The sequence below is a fragment of the Microlunatus antarcticus genome (genome assembly GCF_014193425.1).
In the GTDB taxonomy this organism is placed as follows: Bacteria; Actinomycetota; Actinomycetes; order Propionibacteriales; family Propionibacteriaceae; genus Microlunatus; species Microlunatus antarcticus.
The window spans coordinates 1,652,404-1,672,835 of the sequence record NZ_JACHZG010000001.1 but is presented as its reverse complement, the minus strand read 5'-3'; the positions used below and the strand labels follow the sequence as shown (position 1 = coordinate 1,672,835).

Annotated in this window: 13 protein-coding genes and 1 pseudogene; 6 read left to right on the top strand and 8 right to left on the bottom strand. The window is 72.3% G+C overall.

The window, feature by feature from the left end; translation table 11 throughout:
• Window positions 1–172: 172 nt before the first annotated feature.
• The gene (locus FHX39_RS07740; RefSeq protein WP_183337524.1) at window positions 173–568 is read right to left on the bottom strand and encodes a universal stress protein; all 396 of its coding nucleotides are present in this window, start codon (window positions 566–568) and stop codon (window positions 173–175) included.
• Window positions 565–2,046, bottom strand: a complete 1,482-nt coding sequence (locus FHX39_RS07735; RefSeq protein WP_183337523.1) for a glutamate--cysteine ligase family protein — start codon at window positions 2,044–2,046, stop codon at window positions 565–567. Before FHX39_RS07735 ends, FHX39_RS07740 begins: the two co-directional genes overlap by 4 nt.
• 142 nt (window positions 2,047–2,188) lie before the next feature.
• Between FHX39_RS07735 and FHX39_RS07730 the strand changes: the two genes are divergently transcribed.
• Together FHX39_RS07730 and FHX39_RS07725 are read left to right on the top strand one after the other, a co-directional pair.
• Window positions 2,189–4,345 carry a S9 family peptidase gene (locus FHX39_RS07730; RefSeq protein WP_332836723.1) on the top strand — a complete coding sequence of 719 codons (2,157 nt, stop codon included), beginning with the start codon at window positions 2,189–2,191 and terminating at the stop codon, window positions 4,343–4,345.
• A 189-nt stretch (window positions 4,346–4,534) separates the two neighbouring features.
• Window positions 4,535–5,485 (top strand): sigma-70 family RNA polymerase sigma factor, encoded by a 951-nt coding sequence (locus FHX39_RS07725; protein ID WP_183337521.1) that lies wholly within the window; start codon window positions 4,535–4,537, stop codon window positions 5,483–5,485.
• A 407-nt stretch (window positions 5,486–5,892) separates the two neighbouring features.
• Here FHX39_RS07725 and FHX39_RS07720 read toward each other — a convergent pair whose 3' ends face one another.
• Genes FHX39_RS07720 through FHX39_RS07705 form a run of 4 tightly spaced genes read right to left on the bottom strand, consistent with a single transcriptional unit; the run spans window position 5,893 to window position 12,668 of the window.
• On the bottom strand, window positions 5,893–6,759 hold the full coding sequence (locus tag FHX39_RS07720) for an acyl-CoA thioesterase (RefSeq protein ID WP_183337520.1): 867 nt from the start codon (window positions 6,757–6,759) through the stop codon (window positions 5,893–5,895).
• A gap of 41 nt (window positions 6,760–6,800) precedes the next feature.
• On the bottom strand, window positions 6,801–7,691 hold the full coding sequence (locus tag FHX39_RS07715) for a proteasome assembly chaperone family protein (protein ID WP_183337519.1): 891 nt from the start codon (window positions 7,689–7,691) through the stop codon (window positions 6,801–6,803).
• 50 nt (window positions 7,692–7,741) lie between these two features.
• Window positions 7,742–11,683 (bottom strand): ATP-dependent RNA helicase HrpA, encoded by a 3,942-nt coding sequence (gene hrpA, locus FHX39_RS07710; protein WP_332836722.1) that lies wholly within the window; start codon window positions 11,681–11,683, stop codon window positions 7,742–7,744.
• Between the two features lie 10 nt (window positions 11,684–11,693).
• Window positions 11,694–12,668 carry a T3SS (YopN, CesT) and YbjN peptide-binding chaperone 1 gene (locus FHX39_RS07705; protein ID WP_183337518.1) on the bottom strand — a complete coding sequence of 325 codons (975 nt, stop codon included), beginning with the start codon at window positions 12,666–12,668 and terminating at the stop codon, window positions 11,694–11,696.
• 170 nt (window positions 12,669–12,838) lie between these two features.
• Between FHX39_RS07705 and FHX39_RS07700 the strand changes: the two genes are divergently transcribed.
• Window positions 12,839–14,122: a PrsW family intramembrane metalloprotease gene (locus FHX39_RS07700; protein WP_183337517.1), complete on the top strand. Its 1,284-nt coding sequence runs from the start codon at window positions 12,839–12,841 to the stop codon at window positions 14,120–14,122.
• A complete protein-coding gene (locus FHX39_RS07695) occupies window positions 14,113–15,138 on the top strand; it encodes a molybdopterin-dependent oxidoreductase (protein WP_183337516.1) in 1,026 nt (341 codons plus the stop codon). Before FHX39_RS07700 ends, FHX39_RS07695 begins: the two co-directional genes overlap by 10 nt.
• Window positions 15,139–15,242: 104 nt before the next feature.
• Here FHX39_RS07695 and FHX39_RS07690 read toward each other — a convergent pair whose 3' ends face one another.
• Window positions 15,243–16,346 (bottom strand): serine hydrolase domain-containing protein, encoded by a 1,104-nt coding sequence (locus tag FHX39_RS07690; RefSeq protein WP_183337515.1) that lies wholly within the window; start codon window positions 16,344–16,346, stop codon window positions 15,243–15,245.
• Window positions 16,347–16,892: 546 nt separating this feature from the next.
• On the opposite strand from FHX39_RS07690, the pseudogene FHX39_RS07685 reads away from it, so the two are divergent.
• Together FHX39_RS07685 and FHX39_RS07680 are read left to right on the top strand one after the other, a co-directional pair.
• Window positions 16,893–17,487, top strand: a pseudogene (locus tag FHX39_RS07685) (VIT1/CCC1 transporter family protein).
• Between the two features lie 131 nt (window positions 17,488–17,618).
• Window positions 17,619–20,003 (top strand): heavy metal translocating P-type ATPase, encoded by a 2,385-nt coding sequence (locus FHX39_RS07680; RefSeq protein ID WP_269778511.1) that lies wholly within the window; start codon window positions 17,619–17,621, stop codon window positions 20,001–20,003.
• A gap of 40 nt (window positions 20,004–20,043) precedes the next feature.
• Here FHX39_RS07680 and FHX39_RS07675 read toward each other — a convergent pair whose 3' ends face one another.
• Window positions 20,044–20,343, bottom strand: coding sequence for a metal-sensitive transcriptional regulator (locus FHX39_RS07675; RefSeq protein ID WP_183337513.1), 300 nt, complete (start codon window positions 20,341–20,343; stop codon window positions 20,044–20,046).
• Between the last annotated feature and the right edge of the window lie 89 nt (window positions 20,344–20,432).

Sequence of the window (20,432 nt, the reverse complement as noted above, 5' to 3'; positions counted from 1 at the left end):
GCTGAGGGTCGTTCAGGGCAGGCAGCGGCCATCGGATGTCAACCGCCGCTCCAAAAGTATTCTGGCACGGACATCCAAATGAGCACAGCGTTCCGGGGTCCGAGAAGCAACCGCGGCACGCCCCCCGACCGTACGCGCGCGCGAACGGTCGGGCGCGACAGAAGTTCCCGTGCTACTCGGCCTTGACGGCCAGGACCGGGCAGGACGCGTCGAGCAGGACCCGCTGGGCGTTGCTGCCCAGCAGCAGCTTGCCCACGGGCGAGCGACGCCGCAGCCCGATGACGATGAACACCGCTCCCGTGTCCTCGGCGACCTCGATCAGGTCCTCGGCCGCGTCGCTCCCCTCCTCCGGCGCGCGCAGCTCGTACGCCACGCCCGCCGCGTCCAGGTCGGCGGTGAGCTCGACCAGGTCGTCGTCGGCCCCGTGCAGGACGATCAGGCCCGCCGAACGCAGGGTGGCCTCGCTGAGCGCGCGCCGCAGGGCCGCCCGGCCCTCGGGCCGCGAGCTGTAGCCGACGACGATGCGCGGACTCGCCGACGGCTGGACCTTCTCCACGGCTCCACTCATGCGGACGCCACCTCCCAGGTGTGCACGGGCTCGTTGCTGTGCATGAGCTCGGTGTAGCGGGCGAGCATCCGGTGCAGGGCCTCGTCGCGCGTCGCGCCCGCCCGTTCGAGCTCGGCGACCTGCGCGACCTGCCAGGTGGCGCCGTTGCGACCGGTCAGGCAGCGCTGCTCGACGATCCCGAGCAGCCGGGTGATCTCGGTCGGCTCGACCTCCCAGCGCCGCAGCCCGTCCGCGGCCAGGGGCAGCAGGCGCCGGACGACGAGCTCGGTGACCGGGCACTGCCCCACGCCGGGCCAGTAGACCTCGGCCTCGAGGCCCGCGCGGGTGCCCGCGGCGAAGTTGCCCGCGGCGGCGGCGAAGCTCATCTGCGACCACACCGGACGGTCCTGCGCGGCGAGGGCGCGGACGAGCCCGGCGAAGAAGGCCGCGTTCGCCATGGTGTCGACCACGGTCGGTCCCGCGGGCAGGACCCGGTTCTCCACGCGCAGGTGCGGGGCGCCGTCGTGGGTGTCGTAGACGGGACGGTTCCACCGGTAGACGGTGCCGTTGTGGAGCTTGAGCTCCTCGAGCTCGGGCGTCCCGCCGGCGTCGAGCACCGCGGCGGGGTCCTCGTCGGTGCTCACCGGCAGCAGCGCGCCGAAGTAGCGGGCGTTCTCCTCGAAGAGGTCGAAGATCGAGGTGATCCAGCGCTCGCCGAACCACACCCGCGGCCGTACGCCCTGCGTCTTGAGCTCCTCGGCGCGGGTGTCGGTCGCCTGCTCGAAGAGCGGGATGCGCGACTCCGCGACGAGGTGCTTGCCGAAGAGGAAAGGTGAGTTGGCCCCGACCGCGACCTGGACGCCGGCGATCGCCTGCGCCGCGTTCCAGTAGCCGGCGAAGTCGTCCGGGCTGACCTGCAGGTGCACCTGGGTCGACGTGCAGGCGGCCTCCGGCATGATCGTGTCGGTCACGACGTGCAGCCGCTCGACGCCGTCGATGACGATCTCGATGTCCTCGCCGCGGGCGTCGAGGATCTGCCGGTCGAGCAGGGAGTAGCGCGGGTTCTCGCTCGTCGCGTCCGCGGTGACGTGCTCGGGCCGCAGGGTCGGCAGGATCCCGATCATGACCGTGCTGGCCCCGGCCTCCTCGGCCTTCGGGTCGGCGGCGTTGAGCGACGCGCGCACCGACTGCTCGAAGGAGGAGAAGCCGAAGTCGGCGAGCTGGCGCGGCGCCACGTTGATCTCGATGTTGAACCGTCCGAGCTCGGTCTGGAACTCGGGGTCGGCGATCGCCTCGAGCACCTCCGCGTTCCGCAGGGCGGGCTCGAAGTCGCGGTCGACGAGGTTGAGCTCGATCTCCAGGCCGGCCATCGGGCGCTCGAAGTCGAAGCGCGACTCGGTCAGCATCCGCGCCAGCACGTCGAGCCCGCGGCGCACCTTCTGGCGATGACGCTTGCGGTCCTCGCGCGTGAAGTGCCTGGCGTCCACCTCGGCTCCCATGCGCACATCCTGGCCCATCGGCGCCCGCACGCCGCACGGCGCCGTCCGTGGCACGCCCGCCGGTGCGCGCCAGCCTGAGAACTGGCCGGGTCTTCGGGACATCGTCCACCAGGCAACTACCGTCCGACTAGGGTGGTCGCCCGTGACCGAGGACCTGACCGACAGCCGGCAGCCGCCCGTCGCTGCCCGTCGACCCTCCGTGCGCGAGCACCACGGTGACGTCGTCGTCGACCCGTACGAGTGGCTCCGCGACAAGACCGACCCCGAGGTCATCGCCTACCTGGAGGCGGAGAACGCCTACACGGACGCGCTGACCGAGCACCTCGAGCCGCTGGTGGAGACGCTCTTCACCGAGCTCAAGGACCGGACCCAGGAGACCGACCTGTCGGTCCCGACCCTCGTCCGGCACCACGGCCCGGACGGGCTGCGGACCCCGGGGCCCTCCTACTGGTACTACACCCGGACCGAGGAGGGGGCCGAGTACGCCCGCTTCTGCCGCGCCCCGGTCGTCGACCCCGCCACCCCGCCGTCGCTGGAGGGGCAGATCCCCGGCGAGACGGTCTACCTCGACGCGAACGTCGAGGCCAGCGGCCACGAGTTCTTCGACCTCGGCGCCCTCGCCGTGTCGCCCGGCGGGCACCTGCTCGCCTACTCCACCGACGTCAGCGGCGCCGAGCGCTACACGCTGCGGGTCCGCGACCTGCGGGCCGGGGAAGACCTGCCCGACACGATCCCCGACGTCAGCCACGGCGCCTGCTGGGCCGGGGAGACGCACCTCTTCTACTCCCGCTGCGACGAGGCCTGGCGCCCGTACGTCGTCCTGCGGCACCGGCTCGACACCCCCGCCGACGACGACGTCGAGGTGCTGACCGAGCCCGACGAGCGCTTCTGGCTGGGCGTCGACACGAGCCGGGACGACAACTGGCTCGTCTTCGGCTCCGAGAGCAAGCTGACCTCGGAGTACCGCCTGCTCGCCACCGACGACCCCGAGGGCACGCCCCGCGTGGTCGCGCCCCGCCGTCAGGGCGTGGAGTACTCCGTCGAGCCGGCCGGCGACCGCCTGCTCGTGGTGCACAACGACGGCGCGGAGGACTTCGCCCTCGCGGAGGCCCCCCTCGACGCGAGCAGCCACACGCAGTGGGTGCCGGTCCTGCCGTCGCAGCCCGGCGTCCGGCTGCTCGGCGTGGACGCGTACGCCTCGCACGTCGTCGTGACGCTGCGCCGCGACGGCCTCAGCGGGCTGCACGTCCTGCCGCGCTCCGACTCCGGCGACCTGCTGACGGGGGCCGACGTCGCGTTCGAGGAGCCCATCTTCACCGTCGGCTCCCCCGGCTCGCCCCAGTACGACACCCCGAGCATCCGGGTCGACTACACCTCGATGCTCACCCCGCCGTCGGTCTACGACTACGACCTCGCGACCGGCCGGCGCACCCTGCTGAAGCGCACCGCCGTGCTGCCGTCGGCCACCCAGGGCCCGTACGACCCGAGCCGCTACGTCCAGGAGCGCACCTGGGCGACCGCTCCCGACGGGGCGCGCGTGCCGATGTCGGTCGTCCGGCGCGCCGACGTGCCGCTCGACGGCTCGGCCCCGGCGCTGCTCTACGGCTACGGCTCGTACGAGATCTCGATCGACCCCACGTTCTCGGTGTCGCGGCTCTCGCTGCTCGACCGCGGCGTCGTCTTCGCCATCGCGCACGTCCGCGGCGGCGGGGAGCTCGGCCGGGCCTGGTACGACCACGGCAAGGTGCTCACGAAGTGGAACACCTTCGTCGACTTCGCCGCCTGCGCCGACCACCTCGTCGAGCAGGGCTACACCCGGCCGGAACGGCTCGCCGCGCGCGGCGGCAGCGCGGGTGGGCTCCTGATGGGCGTCATCGCCAACCGCTGGCCGGAGAAGTTCGAGGCGATCCACGCGCAGGTGCCCTTCGTGGACGCGCTCACCACGATCCTCGACCCCGACCTTCCGCTGACGGTGACGGAGTGGGAGGAGTGGGGCGACCCCCTGCACGACGCGGACGTCTACGCCTACATGAAGTCGTACACGCCGTACGAGAACGTGGCCGCGACCGAGCACCCCGCGATCCTCGCCACGACGAGCCTGAACGACACCCGCGTCTTCTACGTGGAGCCGGCCAAGTGGGTCGCGGCGCTGCGGGCGACCGCCGCGCCGACCAACCGGCGTCCCGTCCTGCTGAAGACCGAGATGGTCGCGGGGCACGGCGGCGTCAGCGGTCGTTACGCCAGCTGGCGTGAGGTGGCCTTCGCGAACGCCTGGGTGCTCGACCGGATCGCGGGCTGACCCCGGGAAAAAGGCCTGCTCAGGCGTAAAGTCGAGCCCTCCTGCATCCCAGTGGCGCGCCGCAGGAGAAATTCTTTACCTAGGCGTCTTGACAAGGAACCGACTCAGGGTTTCTTCAGGGCTGGCCAGGAATCCTTCGGCCCATCTCACACGTTGAGTGGAGCGAAGGCAACGAAAAAGGAGGCCCCAGTGGCCATTTCTGCACGAAGCAGAGTCTCCGACGGCATCGATGGCAAGGATGCGGTCGGCCTATATCTCGAAGGCATCGCCAAGACTCCGCTCCTCACGGCCGAGGAGGAGGTCATGCTCGCCCGTCAGATCGAGCTCGGCCTCTACGCCGAGCACATCGCCTCCGGCGACCTCACCAAGGCCGACCGTGGTGCGCACGCCAAGCGCCCGTCCAAGGACGAGCTCGAGGTCATCATCGCCGAGGGTCAGGCGGCCATGCAGCGCTTCGTCACCGCGAACCTGCGGCTCGTCGTCTCCGTCGCCCGCAAGTACGGGCGCTCGCAGATGCCGCTGCTGGACCTCGTGCAGGAGGGCAACACCGGGCTGATCCGTGCGGTCGAGAAGTTCGACTACACCAAGGGCTTCAAGTTCTCCACCTACGGCACGTGGTGGGTGCGGCAGTCCATCAGCCGCGGCATCGCGCAGCAGGGCCGCATCGTCCGGCTCCCGGTCCACGTCGCCGAGCAGGTCAACCAGGTCGGCGCCGTGCGTCGCACGCTGGAGCGTCGCCTCGGTCGCGACCCGGAGATCGCCGAGATCGCCGCCGAGATGGACCTCGAGCCCGAGCGCGTGCTGGACCTGATCCGTTACGGCCGCGACCACGTCAGCCTCGACGCTCCCGTCGAGGAGGGTGGGGACACCGCACTGGGCGACCTGATCGCCCGCGAGCCCATGCCGGGCCCGGACGAGGTGTTCCTGGACGCCGAGGAGCACGCCCGTCTCGAGGAGATGCTCTCCTCGCTCGACGAGCGTTCCGCCGACGTCGTACGGCGCCGCTATGGTCTGGTCGACGGCCGGCAGGCTAAACTCGCCGACATCGGTGCGCTGTGGGGCATCACCGCCGAACGTGTCCGCCAGATCGAGCGGCACGCCATTGCCAAGCTGCGAGGAAAGTCGGTGCTGGCCGCGTAGCCCCAACGCGCAGCACACGCTACGACCCATCCCGTAGCTCGCCCCGAGGCGACCCGGACCCCCCTCCGGGTCGCCTCGTTCTTTGTTTCTCGCACCCGGTCGGGGCCCTTGGCGTCGGGCCTTCCTCCTCGCTCGTCAGCGGTTGTTGCTGCCGCTGCCGCGATCTGGGTAGCTGACTCGTTCGTCGTCCAGGCTCGACGACGGGCCCCTCCCTACCCGATGCTCGAAACGGCCGCTGCGCGTCGGGTGCCGTCAGCATGAGGGCCAACGAGAATCAGCCGCGCACGTCCGACACAGCCGCACAGGACGCTTCCTGGGCGGCTGTTGGCGTCTTGCGCGGCTGTCGCCTTGGGCGGAAGGTCCAGCTAGCCCGGGTGTCTGGGCCAACCAGGGGCCGGCCTACGGCTTCAGGCCGTGCGGGCGCGCATGGGGCGGAGCAGCCCCTCCTGCGCGACGGTGGCGACCAGGCGACCGTCCTGGAACAGCCGCCCCGTGGCCAGGCCGAGAGCGCCCGAGGCGGAGGGCGAGACCTGGTCGTAGAGCAGCCAGCGGTCGGCCCGGAACGGCCGGTGGAACCACATCGCGTGGTCGAGGGAGGCGGCCTGCACCGTGTAGCCGACGACGACCCCGTGCGGGACCGCGCTGACGCCGATCAGGGTCAGGTCGCTGGTGTACGCGAGCGCGGCCTGGTGCAGCACCGGGTTGTCGGGCAGCTCGCCGGCGACGCGCACCCACGCGCGGGCGCGGGCCGGGTGCGCGGGGTCCTGGATCGGTCCGCCAGGACGCGAGTCGCCGACGTAGCGGACGTCGATCGCCCCCCACTCGTGCTGCCAGCCCGACGCGGAACGTCCGGTCATCTTCGCCAGCACCGCGGTCAGCCTCGGCGACTCCTCGGGCCCGGGCGCCTCGGGCGCCGGGTCCGCGTGCTCGTAGCCCTCCTCGTGGGTGTGGAACGACGCCGACAGGTAGAACATGACCTGGCCGCCCTGGCGCGCGACGACCCGCCGGGAGGAGAACGACCCTCCGTCGCGGACGGTCTCGACGTCGTACACGATCGGCAGGTCGGGACGCCCGGCGACGAGGAAGTAGCCGTGCAGCGAGTGCACCGTCCGCTCGGGCGGCACGGTCCGCGACGCGGCCATCAGCGCCTGGCCGAGGACCTGCCCCCCGAACACGCGCTGCAGCGAGGTCCGGGGCTGCCGCGCCCGGAACAGCCCGACCTCGATCTCCTCGAGGTCGAGCAGCGTGACGAGCTCGTCGACCGACTCAGGCATGGGCCGAGCCTAGTGACGGACCCAGGCCCGCCGAGGAGCGGTCAGTCCTCGTCCTTCTTCTCGCGCTCGGCCAGGAACTTCTCGAACTCGGCCGCGATGTCGTCCGCGCTCGGGACGCCCTGGTGCTCGGCCTGGAGCGCGTCGTACTGCTGCTCGAGCGTCGCCACGAGGTCCTGGACCTCCTGCGAGGTCTGCATCTCGGCGGCGATGTCCTCGAGGTTGCTGGCCGAGGCCTTCTCCAGCGGCTCGAGCGGCACGGCGAGGCCGGTGGCGGCGTTGATGGACCGCGTCAGCGACAGCGCGGCCTCGGGGAACGTCGCCTGCGCCAGGTAGTGCGGCACGTGGACGGCGAACCCCATCGCGCGCCGGTCGACCTGGCCGAGCCGGAGCTCGAGGAGCCCGGTGAAGCTCGCCGGCACCTCGACCCGGTCGATCCAGCTGCGGTAGCCCGTGACCAGGTCGGGGTCGGTGGCGTGCGCGGTCAGGGTGATCGGGCGGGTGTGCGGAACGGCCATCGGGATGCCGTGGGCGGAGATGGTGAGCCGGACGCCGAGCTGCTCGATGAGCCCCATCACGGCGGCGGCGAAGCGCTCCCACTGCACGTCGGGCTCGGGGCCGCTCAGCAGCAGGAAGACCTCGCCCTGCTCGTCGACGACGCGGTAGAGGCGCAGGTGGAGGTCGGCGTACGACTTCCACTGGTTGGTGTCGAAGGTCATCGCCGGGCGACGGCTGCGGTAGTCGTGCAGCTGGTCGTGGTCGAACGTCGCGACGATCTCGTGGTCGAGGTGCTCGAGCACGTGGCTCGTGAGCTGCCGACCGGCACCGCCGGCGTCGACGAACCCGTCGAGCTGGTGGATCAGGACGGGGTGCGCGCCCGCCAGCGTGGCCACGACCTCATCGTCCAGCGTGTAGAGCGAACGTGGATCGAGCATGCGTCCCAATCTACCCGCGGGCTGCGAGCCGGGGCCGCGTCTCGCCGACCTCAGAGCGTCGCGCGCGCCGCCTCGACGGCGCTGCGGACGCGCTTCTCCGACACCGGCACCTTCGTCCGCAGGCCCGGCGCGAACAGGCTGACCCGCAGCTCCTCGATCAGCCAGCCCACCTCCGACACCGCCGGGGGCAGCGGCCCGGGCGGGACCTGGGCGGCCAGGGCGCCGTACGCGTCCTCGCAGCGCAGCACCGTGGCCAGGGCCGTGGCGTCGCGCGTCGGCTGGGTCTGCAGCGTCGTCACCCGCTGCTGCGCGGCCTGGAGGTAGCGCGGCAGGTCGACCAGGTGCTCGTACGCGGTGGCGGACAGGAAGCCGGGGAACACGAGGTTCGCGAGCTGCTCCTTCAGGTCCGCGGCCGCGTCGGGGTGGCGACCGGCGAGCCCGGGCACCGCGGTCTGCAGGGTGCCCCAGCCGCGCAGCACCTCGGCGGCGACCGAGACCACCTGGCGCATGAGGTCGGGGTTGTCCATCCGGACCGCGTCGCACAACCGGGTGTACGCGTCGGCGTCGCGCACCGGTGCCTTGGCGTGACGGCGGACGAGCTCGCCGACCGACGCCAGCCGCGCGTCGGCGAGCAGGGTCGGGACGCCGGCGTACGGGCTGGAGCCGAGGGCGAGCTTGTCGAGGTTGGACAGATGCGACACCACCCACCGCGTCGGGTCCGGCGTGCCGAGCAGGACGAGCCGGCGCAGGCCGGCGGTGGTCGCCGCGGCCTGGCGGGCGGGGGTGTCGAGCAGCGTGAGGGTGACGCTCGTCTGCTCGTCGACCAGGGCCGGGTAGCCGACGACGGTCCGACCGTCCCGCGTCACCGTGAGCTCGGGCTCGAGGCGCCCGAGGTCCCACCGGGTGATGCCGGTGCGCGTGAAGGTGTCGGCGGTCGAGGCCAGCGCCTCGCTGACCTGCGCCGAGAGCGAGGTCTTGAGCGCGGCCAGGTCCTTGCCCTCGGCGAGCGGCTCGCCGTCGGCGTCGGTCACGACGAACGCCACCCGCAGGTGGTCCGGGACGCGCTCGACGTCCCACGCGTCGTCGGGGACGACCTCGCCGGTCAGCACGCGAAGCGCCCGGCCCAGGGCCGTCGGGAACGACTCCCCCTCGGCTCCCGGGTGGTCGCGGAGCCACTCGAGCGCCCGGCCGGCGTGCTCACCGGCCGGGGCGAGCAGGCGGCGGACAGCCCGGGGCAGCGAGCGGACGAGCTCGGTCGCCAGCTCGAGCCGGAGCCCGGGGACCTGCCACCCGAACGGTTTCGGGCTCACCTGGTTGAGCACGTCCAGCGGGATCGTCACGGTCACGCCGTCGCGCGGGTCGCCCGGGGAGAAGCGGTAGATGACGGGCAGCCGGTGGCCGGCGACGTCCCAGTGGTCCGGGTAGGCCGTCGCGACCTCGAGCCCGGGCGCCGACGTCGTCAGGTCCGCCAGGGTCAGGTCCAGCAGCTCGGGCGTGCGGTGGCGCGCGTCCTTCCACCAGGCGTCGAACGCCGCGCCCGACGTCGCGTCGGCGGGCACCCGGGCGTCGTAGAAGGCGAAGATCGTGTCGTCGTCCACCGTCAGGTCGCGGCGCCGGGTCCGTTCCTCGAGCTCCTCGACCTCGGCCCGGACGGCGGCGTTGCGGGCGACGAAGCGGTGCCGGGTGTGCCAGAGGCCCTCGACCAGCGCCGAGCGCAGGAAGATCGCGCGCGCCTCGACCGGGTCGATCTTGGCGTAGCCGATCCGGCGGCGGGACACGATCGGCACGCCGTAGAGGGTGACCTGCTCGTACGCCAGCACCGCGCCCGAGCGCGACGACCAGTGCGGCTCGGAGTACTGCCGGTTGAGCAGGTGCTGCGCGACCTGCTCGACCTGGGCGGCGGTGACACCGGCGACCGTCCGGGCGTAGAGCCGGCTGGTCTCGACGATCTCGGCCGCGACGACGAGGGGCGGCGGCTTGCCGGCGGCCGACGAGCCGCTCCCGATGACGAACCGGGTGCCGCGCGCCCCCAGGTACTCCCGCGTCGGCCGGCGCCGCTTCGTGGCGGGCTTGGCCCCCTTGGCGGGGCGCTGCTCCTCGCGCTCGTCGAGCAGGCCGACGTGCGACAGCAGCCCGGCCAGGGCGGACGTGTGGATCTGGTCCGGGCCGGCGGGCTGCTCGTTCGTACCCATCCCCAGGTCGCGGCACGCCTGCTTGAGCTGGGTGTGCAGGTCCTGCCACTCGCGGATCCGCAGGTAGTGCAGGTTCTCCTCGCGCACCCGGCGCCGGAACGCGTTGCCCGACAGCTCGGTCCGCATCGCCTTGACGTAGTCCCACAGCCGGAGCAGGGCGAGGAAGTCGCTCCCCTCGCTCGGGACCTTGGCGGGCTCCCCGTCGTCCGACGACCCGCAGCGACCGTTCCGCGACCTCGACGACGAGGCCCCGACCGGCTCGGTCTGCAGGGCGCGGTCGCTCGACAGCGGCGCCCAGAACCGCCGGTGCAGCGCCTCGGCGCGCTCGCGGTGCTCGACCGGACGCTCGCGCGGGTCGGGGATGGAGAGGCCCGCGACGATGACGAGCATCTCGGCCAGGCAGCCCTCGCGCTCCGCGGCCAGCAGCATCCGGCCCATCCGCGGGTCGACCGGCAGGGCGGCGAGCCGCTGCCCGACCTTGGTCAGCCGGACCTCGTTGCCGCTCCGGCCCGGACGGCTCGCGTCCTTCGACACCGGCTGCACCGCGTTCAGCTCGGTCAGCAGCCGGAGCCCGTCGGTGACCTGGGTCCGGTCCGGCGCCTCCACGAAGGGGAACGCGGCGATGTCGCCGAGCTCGGCCGCGGCCATCTGCAGCATCACCGAGGCGAGGTTCGTGCGCAGGATCTCCGGCTCGGTGAACAGCGGCCGCGACTCGAAGTCCTCCTCGCTGTAGAGGCGGATGCAGACCCCGGGCGCCACGCGGCCGCACCGGCCCGCGCGCTGGTTGGCCGAGGCCTGCGACACCGGCTCGATCGGGAGCCGCTGGACCTTCGTGCGGGCCGACCAGCGCGAGATCCGGGCGGTCCCGACGTCGACGACGTAGCGGATGCCGGGCACGGTCAGGGAGGTCTCGGCCACGTTCGTCGCGAGCACCACCCTCCGGCCCGGGTGGTCGGCGAAGACGCGGTGCTGCTCGGCCGACGACAGCCGGGCGTACAGCGGGAGCACCTCGGTGAAGCGCAGGTTCGCCCCGGCGAGTGCGTCGGCGGCGTCGCGGATCTCGCGCTCGCCCGAGCAGAAGACGAGGACGTCGCCGCCGCCGAGCGCGCTGAGCTCGCGCACCGCGTCGACGATGCCGGTGTTCTGGTCGGTCTGGCCGTCCTCGAGCAGCGGGCGGTAGCGCATCTCGACCGGGTACGTGCGCCCCGACACCTCGACGACGGGCGCGGGAGTGCCGTCGGGACGGGCGAAGTGCGCTGCGAACCGGGCCGTGTCGATCGTGGCCGAGGTGATGATCACCCGGAGGTCGGATCGCCTGGTCAGCAGCTGCTTGAGGTAGCCGAGCAGGAAGTCGATGTTGAGGCTGCGCTCGTGCGCCTCGTCCACGATGATCGTGTCGTAGCGGCGCAGGTCCCGGTCCCGGCCGATCTCGGCGAGCAGCACCCCGTCGGTCATGATCTTGAGCCGCGTCTGCTTCGACGTCTGGCGGGTGAAGCGCACCTGGTAGCCGACGACCTCGCCCAGCGTCGTCTGCATCTCCTCGGCCACGCGCTGCGCGACCGTACGAGCCGCGAGCCGGCGGGGCTGGGTGTGTGCGATGGAGCGACGCCCGATCTCCAGGCAGATCTTCGGCAGCTGCGTCGTCTTGCCCGACCCGGTCTCCCCGGCCAGGACCACGACCGGGTTCTCGCGGACCAGGGTGGCGATCTCGTCGTGCCACTCCGTGATCGGCAGCGCCTCGTCGTACGTGAGGTGCAGCGGCGCTGTGCCCTCGTCCCGGACGACAGCAGCCTCACTCACTGGGCCCAGGTTAGTCGGCGAAGGTGGTGCGGCCGTCGAGCTTGGCGGCGAGCTCCTCGTCGATACCGTCGGCCACGTCGGAGACGACGCGGACGGCCTGGTGCAGGTGGGCCGGGACGAACGGTTGGGCGAGCACGGACATGCTGGCGAACACGCGGTCGCGGACGAGCTGGAACTTGACCCACCGCGACTCGACGTTCAGGTCGTTGATGACCTCGGCCGCCCGGGAGCGGCCGGACACGTCGTGGACCACCGCAGCGAAGACGGTGACCTCCTTGCCGTCGCTGCTGGTGCGCAGGAAGAGCATGGTCGAGCCGACCCGGATGGCGACGTCGCCCTCGTTGTCGCGGAACGGCGGGTGGCCGTACATGCTGGTCAGCTCGTCGTCGACCATCTGGTTGAGGTGGCCGGGGCCGTCCGGGAGCGTCGAGGTGAGATCCTCGGGGTCGATCTCCACCGAGGTCCCCCGGCGCGCCTGCCGTGTGGGCTCGAGGACCCGTCCGATGAAGCTGTCCTCGGACTTCGAGGCCGACCCCAGATCGGCCGCGTCCGGCTGCAGCACCTCGGCGAGCTGGTCGGGCGCCAGGAACACGGGGTGCTGGACCCCGAAGACGTCGCGGAGCGCGCGCACGGCCTGCTCGGCCAGCGCCTCCGACTCGTCCTGCACGCACTCCGCGGCGACGATCACCACCGGCGCGGCGACGGCGCCGCTGCGCTCCCAGCCGTCGGCCAGGAGCGCGTCGACCTGCTCGGACTGGCCGCGGGCCGGGGCGACCCCGGCCTCGCAGCGGACCCGGTCGCGGGAGGGGCTGGAGAAGCGCAGGAAGCTGTCCGGCTCACCGTTGCCGGTGGGCGTGCCGATGGTGAGGTCGCCGGACTCGTCGACCATCGACAGCACCTCGGCCAGCCGGGTGCCGAACTCGGCCCAGGCGTGCGAGATGGCACGGTCGATGTCGAAGTCGTCGATCCCCTCGGTCCCGCTCATCCAGCACCTCCCCTCCGCTTTCGACCGAACCTAGCGCACCGTCGACGGACGGCAAGGACCCCGGACCGGCTCGTGTCGTCCACCGGATGGGCGCGACGGCCGCGCCGGTCGCGGGAGTTTCCTATGGTGGCCTCGCACCCGTGGACGGTGCGCGTCGAGAAGGAGTCAGCATGAGCGGTCGAGCCCCCGTGCCCGCGGGCCGACCGGGCGGCGGGGTCGTCGTCCCGCCCGCGCTGCTGCACCACCGACGGTCGGCGCTCACCTGGGTGACCGTCGCCGTCCTGGGTCTGGGTGCCCTGGTCATCGCCGGGATCTTCCTCGCGTACGCCGGTCCCGGCCCGTTCGCGCTGGTCACGTTCCTCGCCGCGCTGGCGTTCCCGCTGATCCTGCTGGTGATCTTCTGGCTGGACCGCTACGAGCCCGAGCCCACCCGCTACCGGCTCGCCGCCCTCGGGTGGGGAGGCGTGGTCGCCGTGATCCTCAGCTTCGTCGTCGAGTCGGCCGCAGCGCTGGTCGCCGGGAACGAGTCGTTCGCGTCGTTCGCGATCGTGGCCCCGCTCGTCGAGGAGACCGGCAAGGGCCTGTTCCTGGTGGCGGTCGTGGCGCTGCGGCGCCAGCAGATCCACGGCCTGCTCGACGGCGTGGTCTACGGTGCGCTCGTCGGCGTCGGCTTCGCCTTCGTCGAGGACATCCTCTACTACCTCTCCGCCCTCGCCGAGGGTGGCGCGGCGGGCCTCACGACCACCGTCGTGCTGCGCGGCGTGATGAGCCCGTTCGCGCACCCGCTCTTCACCTCGGCCACCGGGCTGGGCTTCGGCATCGGCCTCACCTCGCGGTCGACGGCCAAGCGCATCGTCGCCCCGGTGCTCGGCTTCCTGACCGCCGTCGTGCTGCACGGCATCTGGAACGGCAGCGCCTTCTACGGCACCCGGAACTTCCTCACCGCGTACGCCGTCGTGATGCTCCCGCTGCTGATCGTCATCGTCTCGATCACCATCTGGGCCCGGTCGCGCGAGGGCCGGATGCTCGTCGCCGCGCTCCAGCAGACCGTGCAGATGGGGTGGACCCGGCCCGAGGAGGTGCGCTGGGTGGCCCGGCTCTCGGACCGCGTCTCCGCCCGCCGCTACGCCCGCCTGCACGGCGGACCGGGGGCCGCGAAGGCGATGCGCGCGTTCCAGCAGACGATGATCGAGGTCGCGTTCCTGCACAACCGGTTCGTCGACGGGTCGGCGCCGCGCGACGTGAACGCCCGGATGGGCGCGCTCCTCGACCGCGCGGCCGCGCTCCGGCCGTACGTGATCCTCCCGCCCGAGCTGGGCCAGCAGGGCTACGGCGGACCGCCGCCCGGTGGCGTGGCGGTCCCGGCGACGGTGCCGGGCTGGGTGCCCCCGGGGCTGCCCGAGTGGTACGGGCCCGGCGCCGGCACCCGGCCCACCGGTGCCGGTTGGCCCTGACCCGGGTCTCCCGGGTGCTGCGGCGCGCCGGGCGACGGACGAACCTCGGCCTGCTGCTGCTCCTCGTCGGGAGCTTCGCCACGGGCTGGGTCGCGTTCGCGACCGCCGGGCCGGTGTCCGCACGCGTCGCCGCCGTCGCCCACGGGGTGCTCGGGCTCGGCCTGGTCGTCCTCACGCCCTGGAAGGTCGTCGTGGCCCGGCGCGCGCCGAGGCTCACGCCGGCCAGCCTGGGTCTCGCCGCCGTGGTGGTCGTCTGCCTCGTCGCGGGCGTCGTCGAGGTGCTGGTCGGACCCGGGGTCGGGGCCGGGCTGACGCCGATCCAGGTCCACGTCGGGGCCGCGTTCGTCATCGTCGCGTTCCTGGTCGAGCACGTCTCGCGCCACTGGCGCCCGCGGCTCGCGCGCAAGGGCGACCTGAGCCGGCGTCGGCTGCTGCGCACCGCCGCCTTCGGCGCGGGCGCCGGGGTCACGTTCCTCGCGGTCGAGGGGGTCGGCCGGGTCGGCGGCACCGCCGTCGCACGGGCGGCGACCGGCTCGCACCCGATCCCGGCAGCCGACATCCCGGCGACGACGTGGCTGCTCGACCGCGTGCCGACGCTCGACCGGGCGACGTTCCGGGTGCAGGTGGGGCCCGCCTCGCTGTCGGTCGCCGACCTCGACGCGCGCGGCCGCGCGGTGCCGGCGCGGCTCGACTGCACCACCGGCTGGTACGCCGACGCCGTCTGGACCGGCGTGCCGCTCGACGAGCTGCTCGGGGTCGAGGCCGACGCGTCCACCGACGCCCGGAGCGTGCGGGTGACGAGCGTGACGGGCTACCACCGGCATTTCCCGCTCGACGCACTGCCCCGGCTGTTCCTCGCCACCCGCGTCGAGGGCTCACCCCTCGCGACCGGGACCGGCGCCCCCGTCCGGCTCGTGGCGCCCGGGCACCGCGGCTTCTGGTGGGTGAAGTGGGTCGCCTCGGTCGAGCTCAGCGCGTACCCGGCGTCCGTCCAGCTGCCCTTTCCGCCGCAGTAGCCAGCGGTACCAGCCGCCCTCGAGCGGTATGCCTTCCCGCTCTCAGCGCGCCAGGGACCGGGAACACCGACCGCTCGGAGGATCGCGGAGCCGGTCGACGAGGCTCACCCCGGGCGGAGCGCCTGGAACTCCTGTACCAGCGGCCAGACGTGCTCCCCCAGCTCGACCTGCGTCAGCAGGATGCCGATCGCCCCGTCCGGGTCGACGAAGAAGTCGGTTCCCTGCCCGCCCGACCAGCCCCACCGTCCGCGCCGGGCACCTTCGGTCTGGACGCCGACCCCGAAGCCCCAGCCCATCCCGTCCCAGAAGCCCGGGAAGAAGTCCTCCGGCGTCTTGTGCTCCGGCCGCACCTGGTCGGTGATCATCAGACGGTGGTGCTCCGGAGAGATCAACGAGCCGAGCGCGGAGAGGAAGCGGTGGTAGTCGCCGGCGGTCGAGACCAGCTCGCCGTGGCTCACGTCGGTGCCCGGCACCCCGGCGTACGGTCCGCCGCCCGCGGGCTCGGTCTCGACCAGGCGCTCGCCGTCGTGCCGGTAGGCCGCAGGCAGCCGGTCGAGCTTCGCCTCCGGCACCCAGAGGCCGGTGCCGTCCATCCCCAAGGGCCCGAAGAGGTCCTCGGTGAGGTGCTCGGCCAGCGGACGCCCGGTCAGTCGGGAGACAAGGATGCCGAGCACGGAGAACGAGTGGTGGTATCGCCAGCCCTCCCCCGGCTGGAAGACCAGCGGCAGCTCAGCCAGCGCGGCGAGCCATGCGTCGGCCGCCGCCGACCACGGCTGGGCGCCGGCCTCGAGGCCGCTCGCCGCCATGGCTCGCGCCAGCGGGGAGTCGTCCAGCGCCATGCCGTAGCCCGACCCGTTGGTCAGCAGGTGCCGCAGCGTGATCGGGCGTACGGCGGGCACCGTGTCGTCGAGAGCGGCACCGGGGCTGGTCAGGACCCGACGGTCGGCGAGCTCGGGCAACCACGCCTCGACGCTGTCGTCGAGCCCGACGCGGCCGGCCTCGACCAGCCGTAGCGCTCCGACGGCCGTGACGGCCTTGGTCATGGACTGGATCCGCACGATCGCGTCCGTACGCAGCGGCGGTCCTCCCACGGCGGCCACGCCCACGGCGACGACCGCCGGCTCGTCGAGGCCGAGGAGCCCGACTGCCCCCGGCACCGTTCCCGCCTCGACGTGTCGAGAGAGCAGGTCCTCCAGAGCGCTGGCCATGCGCCTGACTCTGGCAGGCGACCGGTCCTTAGACCAGACCGGCCCGGCCCCCTCGCGGGGACCGGGCCGGTCGGGTTCAGCGGCGGTCGGTCAGCTGCACGTAGGTTATCGACGGGTATCCCCCTCACACCTCAATACCCCGAACTGACTTCCTGTCCCCCATGCGTCAGGAGCGCGTTGAGGCCCTGGCCGACGGAGATCGCCTGCTCGCCTGTCCCCCTTCAGCTCGATGCGCGCACCAAACGAGCCGCTAGGGGGCATGCGCCTCTGAATGGTCGTCGGCGCCTGCACCAGGGCCGGCGTGCTGTGATCCCCCCATTCACCATGGCATCGTCGCCTTCTGCCAAAAGCCGGGCGTCTACGTCGAGGCGATCCCCACCTTCACCACCGCCAGCAGTCCGAACGAGCAGACCGGAGCGCCTGAACCGCTGACCGAGACGGCACCGGTGCAAGAAGCCGCACTCGCCAGGGGGCTGGAGCCACCGGCACCGCGACGTCTCCGGAGGCTGGCTCCGCCCGACGGTCTTCGGCGCCGTCGACGGATTGGTGACCAACGCCGCCCTGATCGCCGGCGTCGGCGGCGGTGGCGTGTCGACGCACGCGATCGTGCTGACCGGCCTAGCCGGACTCGTCGCCGGAGCGTTCTCGATGGGCACCCGGGGAGTACATCTCGGTCACCGACCAGAACGAGCTCGTCGACGCCGAGGTCGCCATCGAGAAGACGATGCACGCCCGCTTCCCCGAAGCAGAGCAGGCGGAGCTGACCGATACCTTCGCCGGCTACGGCGCCGACCCCCACACCGCCGCCACCATGGCCGCCGCGGTCTCCGCCGACCCAGAGACGGCGCTGCGGTTCCACACCCGCGAAGAGCTCGGCGTCGACCACACCGACCTGCCCTCACCGATCGTCGCCGGGGCTGCGTCGTTTGCCGCGTTCTCGATCGGAGCGGTGCTGCCGCTGCTGCCCTACCTGCTCGGCGCGCCGCTGCTCGAAGTCGCGATGGCCATCACCGCGGGCGCGCTCGTCGTCGGTGGGATGGTCGTCGGCCGCCTCACCGGCCGCCACCTCGTCCGATCAGGGCTGCGCCAGCTCGGACTCGGCGGTGTCGCCGTCCTCGTCACGTACGCATCGGCCGGCTGATCGGCGATCCGCTCTCGTGACCGAGGTCCGCAGCACGTCGATCTGACTACACGCTCCTCCTTGCCGTGGCACAGGCGATTGGCGATCGCTTCTACCCATACATGCATACCCCCTGGGGGTACAGTCGGTTCATGACCAGCGCGCCTCGCCAGGACCATCCGGGCTCCTCGACCGCCCTCGTCCGGGACCCTGTCTGCGGCATGGACGTGGATCCCGCAGCGGACGGCCCCCGGTCTGAGCACCTCGGCGCCACGCACCACTTCTGCTCGGAGCACTGTCGGGCGAAGTTCGACGCCGACCCGGCGGCCTACACCCACGAGCCCGACCAGAGCCGACACTCCGCAACGCCGAGGGCGATGCAGTTGGGGGAGGTGCAGGCGGCGGTGATGCCGACGGGTGACGGCGTCGAGTACACGTGCCCGATGCATCCCGAGATCCGGCAGGCGGGACCTGGTGCCTGCCCGATCTGCGGCATGGCGCTGGAGCCGGTCGTCGTCACCGCCGACACGGGGCCGAGTGCTGAGCTGGCGGACATGACGCGGAGGTTCTGGATCGGCCTGGTCCTGGCGATCCCGGTGTTCCTGCTGGAGATGGGCGGGCACCTGTTCCCTGCGCTGCACGAGGTGATCTCGCCGTCGGTGTCGGCGTGGGTGCAGCTGGTTCTGGCGACTCCGATCGTGTTGTGGGCGGGGTGGCCGTTCTTCGTCCGCGGCTGGGTGTCGGTCCGCACGCTGAAGCTGAACATGTTCACCCTGATCGCGATGGGTACCGGCGTCGCCTGGCTGTTCAGCGTCATCGCCACGCTCGCCCCGGGGGTGTTCCCGTCCTCGTTCCGCGGCATGGGTGGCGCGGTGGACGTGTACTTCGAGGCCGCCGCGGTGATCACGGTGCTGGTGCTGCTCGGTCAGGTCCTCGAGCTCCGGGCCCGCGAGCAGACGTCCGGCGCCATCCGCGCCCTGCTCGACCTCACCCCGAAGACGGCGCACCGACTCGATGGCGATGGGACCGAGGAGGAGGTGAGCCTGGACGCGGTGCAGATCGGGGACCGGCTCCGGGTGCGGCCGGGCGAGAAGGTCCCGGTCGACGGGGTCGTGGAGACCGGCCGTTCCGCGGTGGACGAGGCACTCGTCACCGGTGAGTCGATGCCGGTCACCAAGGCCGAGGGCGACACGGTCATCGGCGGCACCCTGAACCAGACCGGGTCGCTCGTCGTGCGCGCCGACCGGGTCGGCCGCGACACGATGCTCGCTCGGATCGTGCAGATGGTCGCCGATGCGCAACGCTCCCGCGCACCGATCCAGCGCATGGCGGACCGGGTCGCCGCCTGGTTCGTACCGGCCGTCATCGCCGCAGCCGTGCTGGCCGCCGTCGTCTGGGCCACCGTCGGCCCCGAACCCCGGCTCGCGCACGCCCTCATCGTCGCCGTCGCGGTGCTGATCATCGCCTGCCCGTGCGCGCTCGGCCTCGCGACCCCGATGTCGATCATGGTCGGCGTGGGCCGCGGCGCTGGGCTCGGTGTCCTGATCAAGAACGCTGAGGCGCTCGAGCGGATGGAGAAGGTCGACACCCTCGTCGTCGACAAGACCGGCACGCTCACCGAGGGCCGACCTTCGGTCACCCACATCGCCCCAGCGGCCGGGTTCGACCGCGACGACGTCCTGCGCCTCGCGGCCGCGGTGGAACGTCCGTCCGAGCATCCGCTCGCCCGCGCCGTCGTCAACGCCGCCGATGCCGCTGGGCTGGTCGTGCCGGACGTGCGTGACTTCGACTCCACGACCGGCAAGGGCGCGGCCGGTACCGTGCAGGATCGCCGTGTCGTGGTCGGCAGCTCCTCGTTCCTGGACAGCCTCGGCATCGACACCGCCTCGTTCGCCGCGTCGGCCGACGAGCTGCGCTCCGAAGGTGCCACGGCGATCCTCCTGGGCGTCGACGGTGTCGTCGCCGCGGTCATCGCGATCGCCGACCCGGTCAAGCCCACTACCGCCGACGCCCTGCGCGCACTCCGGGGCGAGGGGATCGAGATCGTCATGCTGACCGGCGACAACCGCGTCACCGCCGAAGCCGTCGCCACCCGCCTCGGCATCACCCGGGTCGAGGCCGAGGTTCTGCCTGATCACAAGAGCGACATCGTCGAGCAGCTCCGCAGCCAGGGCAAGGTCGTCGCCATGGCCGGCGACGGCGTCAACGACGCCCCCGCCCTCGCCGCCGCCGACGTCGGACTCGCGATGAGCTCCGGCACCGACGTCGCCATCGAGAGCGCTGGGATCACCCTGCTGAAGGGTGACCTCACCGGCATCGTCCGCGCCCGGCAGCTCTCCCACGCGACCATGTCGAACATCCGCCAGAACCTGGTGTTCGCGTTCGTCTACAACGTCGCCGGCATCCCCATCGCCGCTGGCGTGCTCTACCCCGCCTTCGGACTGCTCCTCTCCCCCATCATCGCCGCCGCCGCGATGGCCCTGTCCTCGGTCAGCGTCATCACTAACGCGCTGCGCCTCAAGACCCGACGGCTCTGACCCAGCGACGTCGGACTGTGACTGCCGGGCTGAGGAGAGGTCAGGAGCGGACGAGGCGGGCGATGGCTTCGGAGGCTTCCTTCAGCTTGGCGTCGGCCTCCGGCCCGCCCGCGGCGACGGCGTTGACGACGCAGTGGCTGAGGTGCTCGTCGAGCAAACCCAACGACACCGACTGCAACGCCTTCGTCATGGCCGACACCTGGGTCAGGATGTCGATGCAGTACTGCTCCTCCTCCACCATGCGCTGCAGCCCACGGGCCTGACCCTCGATCCGGCGGAGCCGCTTGAGGTACTCGTCTTTGTTGTGGATGTAGCCGTGGGGGGCTGCGGTTTCAGCCATGTCGGTCTCCTTCGGGCTGCAACGGTGCGACCTCAGGTTCCACTGCACGGCCGCGAAGTCGGCGCGATGCGTGCGCCCGACGTACCCCC